At 61.5% G+C, this 15,340-nt stretch carries 15 protein-coding genes; 10 read left to right on the top strand and 5 right to left on the bottom strand.

What is annotated here, in order from left to right; genetic code table 11:
• Positions 1–66: 66 nt before the first annotated feature.
• Together PXK07_RS13255 and PXK07_RS13250 are read left to right on the top strand one after the other, a co-directional pair.
• The gene (locus PXK07_RS13255) at positions 67–975 is read left to right on the top strand and encodes a D-amino acid aminotransferase (RefSeq protein ID WP_274848800.1); all 909 of its coding nucleotides are present in this window, start codon (positions 67–69) and stop codon (positions 973–975) included.
• On the top strand, positions 975–1,688 hold the full coding sequence (locus tag PXK07_RS13250) for a sulfotransferase-like domain-containing protein (protein ID WP_274848799.1): 714 nt from the start codon (positions 975–977) through the stop codon (positions 1,686–1,688). The genes PXK07_RS13255 and PXK07_RS13250 overlap by 1 nt, the downstream gene beginning before the upstream one ends.
• Before the next feature lie 22 nt (positions 1,689–1,710).
• Here the strand turns inward: PXK07_RS13250 and PXK07_RS13245 are convergent, their stop codons facing one another.
• From PXK07_RS13245 to PXK07_RS13235, 3 genes are all read right to left on the bottom strand, one after another.
• Positions 1,711–1,995 carry an SCP2 sterol-binding domain-containing protein gene (locus tag PXK07_RS13245; RefSeq protein ID WP_274848798.1) on the bottom strand — a complete coding sequence of 95 codons (285 nt, stop codon included), beginning with the start codon at positions 1,993–1,995 and terminating at the stop codon, positions 1,711–1,713.
• Positions 1,996–2,075: 80 nt separating this feature from the next.
• Positions 2,076–2,540, bottom strand: coding sequence for a DUF1810 domain-containing protein (locus tag PXK07_RS13240; RefSeq protein ID WP_274848797.1), 465 nt, complete (start codon positions 2,538–2,540; stop codon positions 2,076–2,078).
• Positions 2,537–3,763: an argininosuccinate synthase gene (locus PXK07_RS13235; protein ID WP_192964801.1), complete on the bottom strand. Its 1,227-nt coding sequence runs from the start codon at positions 3,761–3,763 to the stop codon at positions 2,537–2,539. The genes PXK07_RS13240 and PXK07_RS13235 overlap by 4 nt, the downstream gene beginning before the upstream one ends.
• Positions 3,764–3,901: 138 nt before the next feature.
• Here PXK07_RS13235 and PXK07_RS13230 point away from each other — a divergent pair, with 138 nt between their 5' ends.
• The gene (locus PXK07_RS13230) at positions 3,902–4,642 is read left to right on the top strand and encodes a hypothetical protein (protein WP_274848796.1); all 741 of its coding nucleotides are present in this window, start codon (positions 3,902–3,904) and stop codon (positions 4,640–4,642) included.
• Between the two features lie 71 nt (positions 4,643–4,713).
• Positions 4,714–5,952: a threonine ammonia-lyase IlvA gene (ilvA, locus tag PXK07_RS13225; protein WP_274848795.1), complete on the top strand. Its 1,239-nt coding sequence runs from the start codon at positions 4,714–4,716 to the stop codon at positions 5,950–5,952.
• A 30-nt stretch (positions 5,953–5,982) separates the two neighbouring features.
• Here the strand turns inward: ilvA and PXK07_RS13220 are convergent, their stop codons facing one another.
• Complete coding sequence (locus PXK07_RS13220) at positions 5,983–6,306, bottom strand: Hpt domain-containing protein (protein ID WP_274848794.1); 324 nt, start codon at positions 6,304–6,306, stop codon at positions 5,983–5,985.
• A 212-nt stretch (positions 6,307–6,518) separates the two neighbouring features.
• Here PXK07_RS13220 and PXK07_RS13215 point away from each other — a divergent pair, with 212 nt between their 5' ends.
• On the top strand, positions 6,519–7,751 hold the full coding sequence (locus PXK07_RS13215) for a PP2C family protein-serine/threonine phosphatase (protein WP_446728385.1): 1,233 nt from the start codon (positions 6,519–6,521) through the stop codon (positions 7,749–7,751).
• 316 nt (positions 7,752–8,067) lie between these two features.
• Here PXK07_RS13215 and PXK07_RS13210 read toward each other — a convergent pair whose 3' ends face one another.
• The gene (locus PXK07_RS13210; protein WP_274848792.1) at positions 8,068–8,505 is read right to left on the bottom strand and encodes an NUDIX hydrolase; all 438 of its coding nucleotides are present in this window, start codon (positions 8,503–8,505) and stop codon (positions 8,068–8,070) included.
• A gap of 76 nt (positions 8,506–8,581) precedes the next feature.
• On the opposite strand from PXK07_RS13210, the gene hslO reads away from it, so the two are divergent.
• The 5 genes from hslO to PXK07_RS13185 all read left to right on the top strand — a co-directional run bounded on the left by hslO (position 8,582) and on the right by PXK07_RS13185 (position 15,277).
• Complete coding sequence (gene hslO / locus PXK07_RS13205) at positions 8,582–9,565, top strand: Hsp33 family molecular chaperone HslO (protein WP_274848791.1); 984 nt, start codon at positions 8,582–8,584, stop codon at positions 9,563–9,565.
• A gap of 26 nt (positions 9,566–9,591) precedes the next feature.
• On the top strand, positions 9,592–10,203 hold the full coding sequence (locus PXK07_RS13200; protein WP_274848789.1) for a CoA pyrophosphatase: 612 nt from the start codon (positions 9,592–9,594) through the stop codon (positions 10,201–10,203).
• Positions 10,203–11,366 (top strand): CCA tRNA nucleotidyltransferase, encoded by a 1,164-nt coding sequence (locus tag PXK07_RS13195; RefSeq protein WP_274848788.1) that lies wholly within the window; start codon positions 10,203–10,205, stop codon positions 11,364–11,366. The genes PXK07_RS13200 and PXK07_RS13195 overlap by 1 nt, the downstream gene beginning before the upstream one ends.
• A 216-nt stretch (positions 11,367–11,582) precedes the next feature.
• The gene (locus tag PXK07_RS13190) at positions 11,583–13,427 is read left to right on the top strand and encodes an ABC transporter ATP-binding protein (RefSeq protein ID WP_274848787.1); all 1,845 of its coding nucleotides are present in this window, start codon (positions 11,583–11,585) and stop codon (positions 13,425–13,427) included.
• On the top strand, positions 13,421–15,277 hold the full coding sequence (locus tag PXK07_RS13185) for an ABC transporter ATP-binding protein (RefSeq protein ID WP_274848786.1): 1,857 nt from the start codon (positions 13,421–13,423) through the stop codon (positions 15,275–15,277). The genes PXK07_RS13190 and PXK07_RS13185 overlap by 7 nt, the downstream gene beginning before the upstream one ends.
• Positions 15,278–15,340 lie beyond the last annotated feature (63 nt).

Here is a 15,340-nt window from a genome sequence, read left to right as displayed (position 1 = left end):
GTGAGCGCAAGTTACCGCTTGGAAATTGGATCCAATCTGGCTAGCGTGCCGCAAAAGGAGGGTCCGATGACTGAAAAAATGAGCACCCATCAGGCGGAAGAAGACCAGCGCAACGAAGAGATCCTCATCTATCTGAACGGGAAGATCGTGCCCAAGGCCGAGGCCACCGTCAGCGTCTATGACAGCGGTTTCATGCTGGGCGATGGCGTCTGGGAAGGCTTGCGCCTGTATAACGGCACCTGGGCCTTCATCGACGAGCACCTCAACCGTCTGTTCGAGGCGGCCAAGGCCATCGATCTGGACATTGGCCTGACGAAGAAAGGCGTGAAACAGGCGGTGCTGGACACGCAAAAGGCCAATGGCATGACCACGGACGCCCACGCCCGGCTGATGGTGACGCGCGGCCCGAAAACGCGGCCCTTCCAGCACCCGAGCCTGTCGCAGCAGGGGCCGACTATGGTGATCATCATGGAGCATTCCCGCCCCAACCTGCCGCGTCCGATCAATCTGGCCACGGTGCCGCATATCCGGGGTCTGCCGATGAGCCAGGATCCCAAGCTGAACTCCCATTCGAAACTGAACTGCATCCTCGCCTGTATCGCCGCCGAAAAGGCAGGCGCGGACGAGGGGCTGATGCTGGATGTGAATGGCTTTGTGAACACCACCAACGCCTGCAACTTCTTTATCGTGCGCGGCGGGGAGGTTTGGACCTCGACCGGGGACTACTGCATGAACGGCATCACCCGGCAGAAGGTGATCGATCTGTGCCGCGCCAATGATATCCCGGTGTTTGAGCGCAACTACTCGCTGGTGGACACCTATGGTGCGGATGAGGCGTTTCTGACCGGCACCTTCGGGGCGCAGACTCCGGTTGGCATGATTGACGGGCGCCAGATCGGCACGGGCGAGATGGGTCCGATGACCAAACGGATCCGCGCGCTTTACAAGGCATTGATCGAAAAGGAGTGCGCCTGATGCGGATTGCAATGTGGTCGGGGCCGCGGAACCTGTCGACGGCGATGATGTATGCCTTTGGAAACCGGGGCGATTGCGCGGTGGTGGATGAGCCGTTCTATGCGGCCTATCTGAAGATGACGGGCCTCGATCATCCCATGCGCGAGGAGATCCTGGAGAGCCAGAACCAGGATCCGGCAGCGGTGGCCGATATGCTGTTGGGCGACATCCCTGCGGCGAAACCGGTCTACTACCAGAAACACATGAGCCAGCACATGATCCCCGGCATGCCGCGTGACTGGATGCGGGAGGTGACCAATGTCTTCCTGATCCGTCACCCGGCGCGGGTTATCGCCTCTTATGCGGCGAAACGCGAGAACCCGACGCTGGACGATATCGGCTTCCGTCAGCAGGCCGAGCTTTATGACCTTTGCCGCAGCTGGGGCCAGTCGCCGGTGGTGGTCGATAGCTACGACATTCGCCAGAACCCGGGCGAAAAGCTGGAACAGATGTGCGAGGCGATCGATCTGCCCTATTCGCCCAAGATGCTGTCCTGGCCCAAGGGGGGCCACAAGGACGACGGTGTCTGGGCTGCGGTCTGGTACGGCGCGGTCTGGACCTCGACCGGATTTGCTGGCCCCGAGGGCGATCTGCCCGAGGTGCCCGATCATCTGCAACCGGTGTTGGAGGCGGCGATGCCCTATTACGAGCAGTTGAAGGCAGTGAAGATCTGAACCGAAAACCGTGGCAGGCTGGTCAGCCGATCAGCTTGCCCAGTTTCATCGCCACGCCCATGTCGCCGGTGATCTTGATCTTGCCCATCATCACGGCGGTCATCGGGTTCAGCTTGCCGGTCAGCAGCTTCTTCAGGTTCTCCTGCGACAGGCGCAGGGTGCAGTCTGTTTCGCTGTCTTCGGTGGTTGCCGTGCCATCGGCCAGAACGATGACGCCGTCCTCGCCGCAGTCGAATTTCAGCGAGCCGTCAAAGCTTTTGCCGGACAGGCCGGACTGGATACCGGCGGCGATGTCTTGAAGGGCCATCGGGGGATCTCCTCTTGCTTGACCTTCGGGTTAAGCAAGGGGGATGCGCCGGGCAAGCATGACCAAGGGGGAGGGGGGCCTCAGGCCTGGCTGAGTGCCTCAATCGTGAGCGGGCAGGGGCTGCCGCCATAGAAGGTGTCGATCACCTGTTTGAAGTCCCCCGGCGCATCCGGCACGGCGGCAAACAGCGTTATGGAGGAGCGCAGTTTCTTCGCGTCCACCTTGCCAAGGATCGCGGCGGCGTCCTGATCTGCGTGCGACAGCATCAGCCGGGCAACCTCCAGAAGACGCGCGCTGAGAACCTCGTGGCCCAGGTAGGCCTTGGCCTCGGACAGATCCTCGATCCCGTACAGTTGCGCCATGTGGGATTTGCCAAGTTCGGCCAGTTGCGGGAAGACGAACCACATCCAGTGGCTCGTCTTTTTACCCGCGGAAAGTTCGCTCAGGACATCGGACCAGACCGTGTCCTGGGCTTCGACGAACATCTCCAGCTCTTCTTCGAAGTCATCCTCGAAGTCGCCGTCTATGTCGTAGTCGTCGCTCACTTCTTCAGGCGGCGCTCACGCGCGGCCAGCAGCTTCAGGCGCAGGGCGTTGAGCTGGATAAAGCCCGCCGCGTCTTCCTGGTTGTAGGCGCCGGCGTCCTCTTCAAAGGTCACATGGGCCTCGGAGTAAAGCGAATGCTCGGAATCGCGCGCCACAACAAAGGCCGACCCTTTGTAAAGCTTCAGGGTCACGGTGCCGGTGACATGTTCCTGGCTCTTGTCGATCAGCGCCTGCAGCATTTCACGCTCGGGGCTGTACCAGAAGCCGTTGTAGATCAGCTCGGCATAGCGCGGCATGATCGAATCCTTCAGGTGGCCTGCGCCGCTGTCGAGGGTGATCTGCTCGATGCCGCGGTGCGCGGCCAAGAGGATGGTGCCGCCGGGGGTTTCGTAGATGCCGCGGGACTTCATGCCGACGAACCGGTTTTCCACGAAGTCGAGGCGGCCGATGCCGTGCTTGCGGCCGTATTCGTTCAGCGCGGTCAGGATGGTGGCCGGGCTCATCGCCTCGCCGTTGATCGAGACAGCATCGCCCTGCTCGAATCCGATGGTGATCACTTCCGGCGTATCCGGCGCATCCTCGGGGCTGACGGTGCGCTGGTAGACGTAATCGGGCGCCTGTTCGGCGGGATCTTCCAGCACCTTGCCCTCGGAGGAGGTGTGCAAAAGGTTCGCATCGACCGAGAAGGGCGCTTCGCCGCGCTTGTCCTTGGCGATCGGAATCTGGTTCTTCTCGGCAAACTCCAACAGGCGCGTGCGCGAGGTCAGGTCCCATTCCCGCCAGGGGGCGATCACCTTGATATCGGGGTTCAGCGCATAGGCGGCCAGTTCAAACCGCACCTGGTCGTTACCCTTGCCGGTGGCGCCATGGGCCACGGCATCCGCGCCGGTTTCAGCGGCGATTTCCACCAGACGTTTCGAGATCAGCGGACGTGCAATCGAGGTGCCCAGAAGGTACTCGCCCTCATACAGAGCATTGGCGCGGAACATCGGGAAGACGAAGTCCTTCACGAACTCTTCGCGCACGTCTTCGATGTAGATGTTTTCCGGCTTGATGCCCAGCATCTCGGCCTTCTTGCGGGCGGGCTCCAGCTCTTCGCCCTGGCCCAGATCGGCGGTAAAGGTCACCACCTCGCAGCCATATTCGGTCTGCAGCCATTTCAGGATGATCGACGTATCAAGGCCGCCAGAGTAGGCCAGCACAACTTTCTTGGGCGCGGACATGGGTTTTCCTCTTGATCAGAACGTCTGCGGCGTAACGGGTTTTGCGGGCAAGGGCAAGGTTCGCCGGGTTTTCCTTGTCTTGCCGCCCGCAAAACGTGCAATAACGCTGGGACGACTATTTACAGGAGAGATTACCCCGTGACCGGCTGGAAGATATTTTCACATTCCGTGTTCTTGCTGAACCATAACCTGAAGGATGCGGTGCGCATCTCTTCGCCGCTGATCGTGATGATGGTCATTAGCATGGTGATGGGCGGAGCGGATATTGCAGCGGGCGACGTGCTCAATCCGAACGCGCAAGCTTCCCCGAATATTCTGCTGCAACTGGCGACCGGGATCGCGGGGCTCTGGGTTGCTGTCGCCTGGCACAGATTCGTGCTTCTTGAGGAGAGGGGAGGGATTGTCCCGACGTTCCACGGGCGGCAGATGGTGAGCTATTTTCTTGTCTTTCTGTTCATAACCATAGCGCTCTTTGTGGTCGGATTTTCCCTCGGATTTTGCCTTGGGTTCCTGATTGCCCTTCTGGGTGGCACATCCACGGTATTTATGCCCGTTCTCATGATTGTCCTGTTTATTGCCTTCCTTTGGATCTTTTATCGTTTGTCACCGATGTTGCCAGCGGCGGCCTTGGGCCAACGAATTGGTCCAAAAACAGCCTGGAATGCGACCGCCCCTATTTCCGTTTCTGTTTTGTGGGCGGCCATTTTATTGATCATCTTCATGGTGGTGGGCGGCGCAGCTGCTGTGTTCATTGTGATGCAAGTAAGTGCGTTGATCGGCATTTTGACGCTTGGTGTGGTGCAATGGGCCGCCACGATGGCGGGTATCAGCATCCTGACCACGATCTACGGCGTCGCGGTAGAAAGCCGTGAGATCTGATTTCCGGTATTCTTTTGCATGCTTTGCGCCTGCCCCTTGCCTTGGGGGCGGGCTTGGGTCACTGAAAGGGTATGAGCGATTTTCAGACCCGGTTCAAAGATGCCGCCCGCGCCGCCGAGGCGGCCATGCGCGAGGTGTTTCCCGCAACACCCCTGCAGCGCAATGTCCACCTCTCCGAACGCTTCGAGGCGGATATCTACCTCAAACGCGAGGACCTGAGCCCGGTCCGCTCCTACAAGATCCGCGGTGCCTTGAACGCCATGCGCAAGCAGCCCGATCAGGCGCTGTTCGTCTGCGCCTCAGCTGGGAACCACGCGCAGGGCGTCGCCTTCATGTGCAAGCACATGGACAAACGCGGTGTGATCTTCATGCCGGTCACCACCCCGCAGCAGAAGATCCAGAAAACCCGCATGTTCGGCGGTGACAATATCGAGGTGCATCTGACCGGCGACTACTTCGATGATACGCTGGCCGCCGCGCAGGAGTGGTGCGCGCGCGAGGGCGGGCATTTCCTGTCGCCCTTTGACGATACGGATGTGATTGAAGGTCAGGCCTCCATCGCGGTGGAGATCGAGGAGCAGTTTGGCGGCACGCCGGACCATGTGATTCTGCCGGTGGGCGGGGGTGGTATGTCCTCGGGCGTTGCGACCTTCTTTGGCGATGCGGTGCATTGCCTGTTTGTCGAGCCCAACGGCGGCGCCTGTCTGCGCGCAGCCATCGCGGCCGGGCATCCGGTGGCGCTTGATAAGGTCGATACCTTCGTTGATGGCGCGGCGGTGGGCACCATCGGGGCGCAGCCTTTTGATCTGTTGAAACACATCCCGCTGCCGGATGTGATCACCATTTCAGAGGACCGGATCTGCTCCACCATCATCGAGATGCTGAACGTCGAGGGCATCGTGCTGGAACCCGCCGGTGCGCTGGCGGTGGAGGCGCTCAATGATGTGCGCTCCTGGATCCGCGGCAAAAGCGTGGTTTGCGTCACCTCGGGCGGCAATTTCGATTTCGAGCGCCTGCCAGAGGTCAAGGAACGCGCGCTGCGCTATTCGGGGATCAAGAAATACTTCCTGCTGCGCCTGCCCCAGCGGCCCGGCGCACTGAAGGAATTCCTCAATATCCTTGGCCCCGAGGATGACATCGCCCGGTTCGAGTATCTGAAGAAATCGGCGCGCAACTTCGGCTCGGTGCTGATCGGGATCGAGACGAAACGGCCGGAGAATTTCTCGGCGCTCTTTGCCCGCCTGGATGCGGCAGGCATGACCTACACGGATATCACCAGTGACGAGACCCTGGCTCAGTTTCTAATCTGACGGTTGCCGGTCTGTCGGCAGGCCTGGGTGTCAGGCCAGGGCCGGCAGTTTCGACAGGAAATCTGCCTTGGACTGTTCATAGGAGGTGACGACGGCCGCCAGATCCACGGAAGCGGCGGCGCCCTCGGCCGATTGACGCTCGCCCGTCATGCAGAGGCTCGAGAAGTCATCAAAGCCGAGGTTCATGGCGCTGCCCTTGAGAAAGTGCAGATCCTGTTCCAGGGCGCTGCGGTCGTTCGTGCGCAGCTTGCTGATCACGCCTTCCACCTCTTCCAGGAACAGTTCGACAACTTCATCAAAGTCTTCTGCGCCGACTTCCTCGCGAAGCTCCTTGACGCGCGGCCAGTTGATCATGGCAAAAGTTCCCGCTTCTTTTTCCTTGGTAAGTATTTCATAAGGTCCAACCAGTAAATTTTGGATGAAAGATTGCGTGGATCGAATTTTAGATTTCACGCGCCGTTAAAGAACTGGCCGGATACTGCGCCCATTGCGGGCCTATTCGTTGCTAGTGTATGAGGTATCGATAGTTGTTGCCAGACAGTCCAGTGGACCATGAGGAAAACGCCATGAGCGGTTCGATCAACCGTGTTCTGGTTGTCGATGACAGTCGGCTGCAGCGTCGAATCCTTGTGGCGTCCCTGAAGAAGTGGGGATTTGACGTCCTAGAGGCTGAGGGCGGCGAAGAGGCTATGGAGATCTGCTTGCAGGATCCGCCCGATCTGATCCTCAGCGACTGGATGATGCCGGGGATGAACGGCATCGAGTTCTGTCGCGAGTTCCGCAGGCAATCGACTGAAAACTATAGCTATTTTATCCTTCTGACCTCGAAGAGCGAAAAGAACGAGGTGGCCGAAGGGCTGGATGCGGGCGCCGATGACTTCCTGACCAAACCGGTCAGTTCGGATGAGCTGCGCGCGCGGATCTCGGCCGGAGAGCGAATCCTGCGCATGCAGCGGGAGCTGTCAGAGAAGAACCGCATCGTCTCGGAAACCCTGGGCGAATTGCAGCGGGTCTATGATGCGATCGACAAGGATCTGATCCAGGCGCGGAAGATCCAGGAATCACTTGTACCGGAACTCTCGAAAAGCTTTGGCTCCTCGACGGTCAGCCTGCTGCTCAAACCCTGTGGCCATATCGGTGGCGATCTTGTGGGTATGTTCTGCCCGGGTGTGAACCGAATCGGCTTTTATTCCATCGATGTGTCGGGCCACGGCATCACCTCGGCAATGATGACCGCGCGTCTTGGCGGGTATCTCTCTTCGACCTATTTCGATCAGAATGTCGGCATGGAAAAGCGGTTCAACCGGTTTTATGCCCTGCGACAACCGGAAGAGGTCGCCAGCCTGCTGAACGCGCGTCTGATCGCGGATACCGGTATCGAAGAATACTTCACCATGGCCTATTGCATCGTCGATCTGCGCAGCGGCGTGTTGAAGATGGTGCAGGCCGGGCATCCGCACCCGCTGCTCCTGCGCAAGGACGGCACCGCGGAATTCATTGGCAAGGGCGGTGTGCCCGTCGGCTTGGTGCCCGATATTGGCTATACGCAGGAAGAGCTGGTCCTGGAAAAGGGCGACCGTCTGCTGCTTTACTCCGACGGGTTCACCGAGGCACGCCTGGAGAATGGCGAGATGCTGGAGGCCGAGGGGCTGCTTGAGTTGATCAAGAAATGCGACGGCAGCCAAAGCGGCAAGGAATTCCTGGACGATCTCTACTGGAACCTGACCCAGATCCTGTCGCAGGAGCATGGGCTGGAAGATGACGTCTCCGCGACCCTGTTCGAATACGAAGGCCCCTAGGCGCAGGATCCATTCATCCCACGCCACTCGCCTCACATCCATGATGTATCCGGACGGCCGCAACTGCTGCCCGGTCGCACTCCCGCCAATCGCGCGATGATCACAGATCACCAGCTCTTGTTGGGCCGGGCTGCACGCCGTCGCGTGCAGCGGTTGCTCTGCTGTGCACAGGGATCAATCTGTCACGCGCGCAGCGCGCTTGCGCGCTGCCGGGCCCAAGCCTCGACCCGAGGCCCCAGGGGCCGATCAGGTCGGGCGCGGGAGGGCACCGGCTGCCGTATTTCGGGCGCTACGATGGACGTGCCGTGATCGGTGTTCAGCCACAGAACCGGGCTGCAAAATGCCGATCACCGGGGTTGCCGAGGTGTTTCATCGCCTCTTGCCCCGTCATCCACAGTGCTTCGTGACCCGGTTCTTTCGGGGGGCCCAACCGACGCAGGGGGCGGGCCATGTAGATCTGGCACAGTTTTTCCGCCCAGAGATCGTATTCCGGCATAAAGACGAAGCGGCGAAAGGCGCCGAGCCTGCGGGGACGACCGATGCTCCAGCCGGTTTCCTCGAAAACCTCGCGGTGCAGGGCGGGAATGGGGGCCTCGCCCGGATCAATGCCGCCGCCCGGCAGTTGGATGTCCGGCTCCGGATCCATCTGGCAGGTCAACAGCAACTTACCGTCCCGCGGCAACAGTGCGTAGATCCCCGGCCTGATCCTGTAGTCCCGCCCGGTCTCTGGCGGCTCACCAAAACGCCTGATCACTTGCGCCCCCTTCACTCCAAATGGGAAAACCCTATATAGGCTCGATATGCCAACCTCCGGCGTGTAAGGAAACCCCATGACACTTGGTTCGAAAATCGCGTGGGACGATACGGTCCTGCCCTTCCAGCTTGATGCCTCCGACATGCGGGGCCGCGTGGCGCGTCTTGATGGTGTGCTTGATGGCATTCTGAAGCAGCACGACTACCCGCCCCAGGTCGAGGCGCTGGTGGCCGAGATGGCCTTGCTGACCGCGCTGATCGGTCAGACGATCAAGCTGCAGTGGAAGCTGTCGCTGCAGGTGCAGTCCAAGGGCGCCGTGCGCATGATCGCGACCGACTACTATGCGCCCCAGGCCGAGGGAGAGCCTGCCAAGATCCGCGCCTACGCCAGCTATGATGCGGCGCGGCTCACGCCGGGTCTGCCCTTTGATCAGGTGGGCGAGGGCTATTTTGCCATCATGATCGACCAGGGCCAGAACATGCAGCCCTACCAGGGGATCACCCCGCTGGCGGGCGGATCGCTTTGTGCCTGCGCCGAGGCCTATTTTGCCCAGTCCGAACAGTTGCCGACGCGGTTCAGCCTCAGCTTTGGCAAGTCTTCCGAGCCGGGCGTGTCCGAGCACTGGCGCGCGGGCGGGGTGATGCTGCAGCATATGCCCAAGGCATCGCCCTTTGCAGCCGAACTGCAGGGGCGCGGCGATATCCTGAACGCCGATGATCTGGTTTCTGGTGACACGCAGGAGAACTGGAATCGCGTCAACATGCTCTTGGAGACGGTCGAGGATCTGGAGCTGATCGGCCCGAGCGTGACGCCGACTGATCTGCTGGTGCGTCTGTTCCACGAGGAAGGCCCGCGGGTCTTTGATGCGCAGCAGGTGCAATTCGGCTGCACCTGTTCCGAGGAGCGCGTGCGCAACAGCCTGTCGATCTACTCGGCCAAGGATCTGGAAAAGATGACCACCGAGGAAGGTCGCGTCACGGCGGATTGCCAATTCTGCGGCGCCCATTACGATCTGGACCCAAAGACGCTGGGTTTTGACGCCGAGAACCCGCCATCCTAGTGCTGCAAAACTGAACAGGCCCACAGATGTATGACACTCCCGAGGAGCTGACAGACCGCCTCCGCCGTGCCGTTGAGGTGGGGCCGGGGGATGGCTCTTCGGACTTCGATCTCAACCCCGATTTCACCCTGCCGCCGGGGCGCAAACTGCGTCCTGCGGGGGTGCTGGTTCCCATCTCGCTGGCGGGAGTCGAGCCGCGCGTGATCCTGACGAAACGCTCCTCTGCCCTGAAGCACCATCCGGGGCAGATCGCCTTTCCCGGCGGCAAGGTGGATGAGGGCGACCGGGATGTGACTCATGCCGCCCTGCGCGAAGCCTGGGAAGAGATCGGCCTGCCCCAGGACCTGCCCGAGGTGATCGGCCATCTGCCCACCCATGAAACGGTGACCAGTTTCCAGGTAACACCTGTGGTTGCCATCCTGCGTTCGGGGTTTGAGATCCGCCCCGAGGCGGGCGAGGTGGACGAGGTCTTCTCGGTGCCCCTCACCCATGTGCTTGATCCGAGGAACTACATCGTTGAATCCCGCCGCTGGATGGGGACACACAGGCGCTATTACACGGTGCCCTTTGGCCCCTATTACATCTGGGGAGCCACGGCCCGGATGCTGCGCCAGTTTGCGGATCGGATGGGGACGTGATGCGGATCACCGAAGACTGGCTGACCGCACCTGAGACCCAAGCGGTCTGTGCCGCTCTGACGGCCGAGGGGGCAGAGGCATTCTTCGTGGGGGGCTGTGTGCGCAATGCGCTGCTGGGGGCTCCGGTTTCGGACATCGACATTGCAACGGATGCAACGCCCGAAGTGGTGCTGGAACTGGCGAAAAAGGCCGGGATCCGCGCGGTGCCGACCGGGATTGATCATGGCACCGTGACCCTGATCCAAGGCGGCATCCCGCATGAGGTCACCACCTTCCGCAAGGATGTGGCCACCGATGGTCGCCGCGCGGTCGTGGCCTTTGCGACCGATATCGCCGAAGACGCCGCACGGCGCGATTTCACCGTCAATGCGCTTTATGCCCGTCCCGATGGTAGTATCGTCGATCCCCTGGGCGGCATGCCGGATCTTGAGACGCGGCGCATCCGATTTATTGGCACAGCCGAAGATCGTATCCGCGAGGATTACCTGCGCTCGCTGCGGTATTTCCGCTTTCATGCCTGGTATGGCGATCAGGCGGCGGGCTTTGACCCGGATGCACTGGCGGCGATTGCGGCCAATCTGGATGGGCTGGAACGGCTCTCTCGGGAGCGCGTGGGGGCGGAACTGCTGAAACTCCTTGCCGCGCCTGACCCGGCACCCGCGATTGCGGTGATGCGGCAGACGGGGGTCTTGGCGCAGATCCTGCCGGGGGCGGAGGACCGCGCGCTGGCACCGCTCCTCCATCTGGAAGGGCAGGCTGGGCTGGCATCCGATCCGATCCGGCGTTTGGCCAGCATCAGCGCAGGTTTGGATCTGCAGGATCCCTTGCGGCTCAGCAAGGAGCAGGCGCGCAGGCTGGACCGTCTTTACGAGGCGGCAAGCGGCACCAAGGGGCCAGGAGAACTGGGCTATCAATTGGGGGCAGAACAGGGGCGCGATGCGTTGATCCTGCGCGCGGCCTTTATGGAGCAGCCCCTGGCGCCAAAGGCGCTGGAAGAGGCAGAGCATGGTGCCGCGCAGAGCTTCCCGGTGGTGGCGGGCGACCTTATGCCGGGCCTGAGCGGTGCTGCGCTGGGCGCCGAATTGAAGCGGCTGAAGGTGGCCTGGATCGCCTCGGGGTTTGTCCTGGATCGCGCCCAGCTTCTGGCTCTTTCGGGACACTGAAGGCATCCCAGTCACATTTTGAGACATTGCAGGGGTGACAAAACCGATCTGCACCGCTATCCCTATGCCCGAACGAAAGGCACCGGGAGGAATGCTCATGTATTACGGGATCTGGTACAGCTAACGCCGATACCGCCCGTTTGTCAGGGGTCGTACGGCACCCATCTGACGCATGTATTGCATTCTGAATTTGCTCAAGCGATTGGAGCACCCGCCATGTTTCGTTTCTTCGAAAACCTCATTGATCCCTATTGCGACTATCCTGAACGGGATGCGCCTCCGACCCGTCTGTGGCCGTTCCTGCGTGACTATGCGCGGCCCTTCAAAACCGTGTTTGTGCTGACTGGCCTGATGTCGGTTGTGGTCGCCTCGATCGAGATTGGGCTGATCTACTACATGGGCCGGATTGTCGATCTTCTGGGGGGATCACCGGCGCAGGTCTGGCAGGATCACGGAACCGAGCTGATCACCGTTGCCCTTTTCATCCTGTTGCTGAGACCCGTCCTGCAGCTGTTGGACGTGCTGCTGCTGAACAACAGCATCCTGCCCAATTTCGGCACGCTGATCCGCTGGCGGGCGCATCGCCATGTGCTGCGCCAGTCTGTCAGCTGGTTCGAGAATGACTTTGCCGGCCGTATCGCCAACCGGATCATGCAGACGCCTCCGGCGGCGGGCGAAGTGGTGTTCCAGGTGTTTGACGCCATCACCTTTTCGCTGGCCTATCTGGTGGGGGCGGGGGTCATGCTGATGGCGGCGGATGTGCGCCTGATGCTGCCGCTGGCGATCTGGTTCGTCCTGTATGGCCTGTTGGTGCGCTGGACGATCCTGCGTGTCGGCCCGGCGAGCGAGGCCGCCTCGGATGCGCGCTCCACCGTCACGGGGCGGGTGGTGGACAGCTATTCCAACATCCATTCGGTCAAGATGTTCGCCCATGACAGCCGTGAGCTGTCTTATGCCAAAGAGGCCATCGAGGAAACACGCCGCACCTTCCAGGTGGAGATGCGCATCTTCACCGTGATGGACGGCGTTCTGGTCACGCTGAACGGGCTGTTGATCGTGGGCGTTGTCGGCTGGGCCTTCCTGTTGTGGATGCAGGGTTCGGCTTCGGTCGGGGCGGTGGCGGCGGCCACGGCGCTGACCTTGCGGCTCAATGCGATGACCGGCTGGATCATGTGGGCGCTGACCTCCTTCTTCCGTCAGCTTGGCGTGGTGGCTGAGGGCATGCGCACCATTGCCCAGCCGATTGCCCTGGTGGACCGCCCGGATGCAGCGCCCTTGCAACTGACCAAGGGCGAGATCGAGCTGAATGATCTGTCGCATCACTACGGGCGCGAGGCGGGCGGGCTGGAGGCCATCAACCTGACCATCCACCCCGGCGAAAAGATTGGCCTGATCGGACGGTCCGGCGCGGGCAAATCGACCTTGGTGAAGCTCTTGCTGCGGTTCTATGACCCGGACAAGGGGCAGATCCTGATCGACGGTCAGGACATTGCCGCAGTGACGCAGGATAGTGTGCGCAGCCATATCGGCATGGTGCAGCAGGACAGCGCGCTCTTACATCGTTCGGTGCGGGATAACCTTCTCTATGGGCGCCCGGATGCCAGCGAGGACGAGATGATCGCCGCCGCCCGTCAGGCTCAGGCGCATGAGTTCATCCTCGATCTTGAGGATCCGCAGGGCCGCAGGGGCTATGATGCCCATGTGGGGGAACGTGGCGTGAAACTCTCGGGTGGCCAGCGGCAGCGGATCACCCTGGCGCGGGTGATCCTGAAGGACGCACCGATCCTTCTGCTGGACGAGGCGACATCGGCGCTGGATTCCGAAGTGGAGGCCGCCATCCAGGAAACCCTGTATGGGATGATGGAAGGGAAGACCGTGATCGCCATTGCCCACCGGCTGTCCACCATCGCCCAGATGGACCGCATTCTGGTGCTGGATCAGGGTCACATCGTCGAAGAAGGCAGCCATGACGCGCTTTTGCAAAAGGGCGGCCTATATGCTCAGTTCTGGGCGCGCCAATCGGGCGGGTTCCTCAATGCAGAGGCGACAGAGCAATGCTGAAATCCTTTCTCGACCGGCGGCTTGATCCCTTCCGCCCGGCCTCTGGCCCGCCGCCCTCCACGCTGATGGGGTTCACGCGCTGGGCGCTGGCGGGGGCCTGGCCGGTGCTGGGAGTTTTCGTGATCCTGTCGGTGCTGGCGGGGGGCATGGATACGCTCAACGCCTTCCTGCTGGGCTATATCATCGATACAGCGGTAGAGGCGGGACCGGCAGCGTTCTTCACCCAGCACATGCCGGTGGTCATCGCCTTTGTCGCCTTCTTCCTGCTGTTCCGCCCGGCGATCCTTGGGCTGGGTGCCTTTGCCAATGCGGTGCTGGTGCAGCCCTTCATCTCTCCCTTGATCCTGTCGCGGCTCAACACCTGGGTGCTGGGGCAATCGGTCAGCTATTTCGACGATGATTTTGCAGGCCGCATTGCCCAGAAGCAGATGCAGACCGCCAATGCCATGACCAATGTCGCGGTCGAAGGCATCAACGTGGTGATCTTCGGCCTGGCGGCCCTTGCCTCTACCTTTGTCCTGCTGGGGTCGATCGACTGGCGGATCACCCTGCTGTTTGCACTCTGGCTCATCGGGTATTTCGCGCTGATCCGCTACTTTCTGCCGCGTGTCCGCAAACGCTCGGGCAAGATGGCGGGCGCGCGGGCGATGGTCTCGGGGCAGGTGGTCGACACCATCACCAATATCAAGACGGTGAAACTGTTTGCCCATGCCGACAACGAGGAGGAAAGCGCCAAGGGCGCCATGGCGAACTACCGCGAGGCGCGGCTGCATCTGGGCACCCTGTCGGCCAGCTTCCGGTTCTTCCTGATGGGCTGCGCCGGGGTGCTGCCGGTGATGATGATCGGCGCCTCGTTGATGCTGTGGCAGGCGGGGCAGGCCACCGAGGGTGATATCGTCGCCGCGGGCACCATCGCCATTCGCCTGGCGCAGATGACCGGCTGGCTCAGCTTTGCCCTGATGGGGATCTACGCCAACGTGGGCGAGGTCGAAAACGGCATCAAGACGCTGGCGCGGTTCGACCGGATCACCGATACGGAGGGGGCCCGCGATCTCACCGTTGGCGAAGGGCAGGTGCAATTCGATGATGTCAGCTTCTCCTATGGCCGTGACATTGGCGGCGTGCGCGGGATCGACCTGACCATCCACCCCGGTGAGAAACTGGGCATCGTCGGCGCATCGGGAGCGGGGAAATCCACGCTGGTGTCGCTGCTTCTGCGCCTTTACGACCCCGAAGGCGGCCGCGTGCTGATCGACGGGCAGGACGTGGCCCATGTCACGCAGGACTCCTTGCGCCGTCAGATCGGCATGGTCACGCAGGAAACGGCGATGTTCAACCGCTCGGCCCGCGAAAACATCCTCTATGGACGCCCGGATGCCAGCGAGGCAGAGCTGATCGCCGCCGCGAAAAAGGCCGAGGCGCATGAGTTCATCCAGGATCTGGCCGATGGGCAGGGGCGCTCGGGCTATGACGCGCATCTGGGCGAGCGGGGCGTGAAGCTCTCGGGCGGGCAGCGCCAGCGGATTGCCCTGGCCCGCGCCATTCTGAAAGACGCGCCGATCCTGGTGCTGGACGAGGCGACATCGGCGCTGGATTCCGAGGTCGAAGCTGCGATCCAGACCGCGCTGGAACGGGTGATGGACGGCAAGACGGTGCTGGCCATCGCGCACCGCCTGTCCACCCTCAGCGAGATGGACCGGATCATCGTCATGGAACAGGGCGAGATGGTCGAGACCGGCAGCCATGAGGAGCTTCTGGCGCTGGGCGGGCGTTACGCGCAGTTCTGGGCGCGCCAGTCCGGTGGCTTTATCGGCACCGATGACGATGAGGCCACGCAGGCTGCGGAATAGTGCGGCCCTGCGAAAGTTTCGCGTGGTTTGTCCCTTTTGCAAAGGGCAGGCGCAGTCTATCTA

This window comes from Phaeobacter sp. QD34_24 (assembly GCF_028890115.1).
Classification (GTDB): domain Bacteria; phylum Pseudomonadota; class Alphaproteobacteria; order Rhodobacterales; family Rhodobacteraceae; genus Phycobacter.
This window is presented reverse-complemented; position numbering and strand designations above follow the sequence as displayed.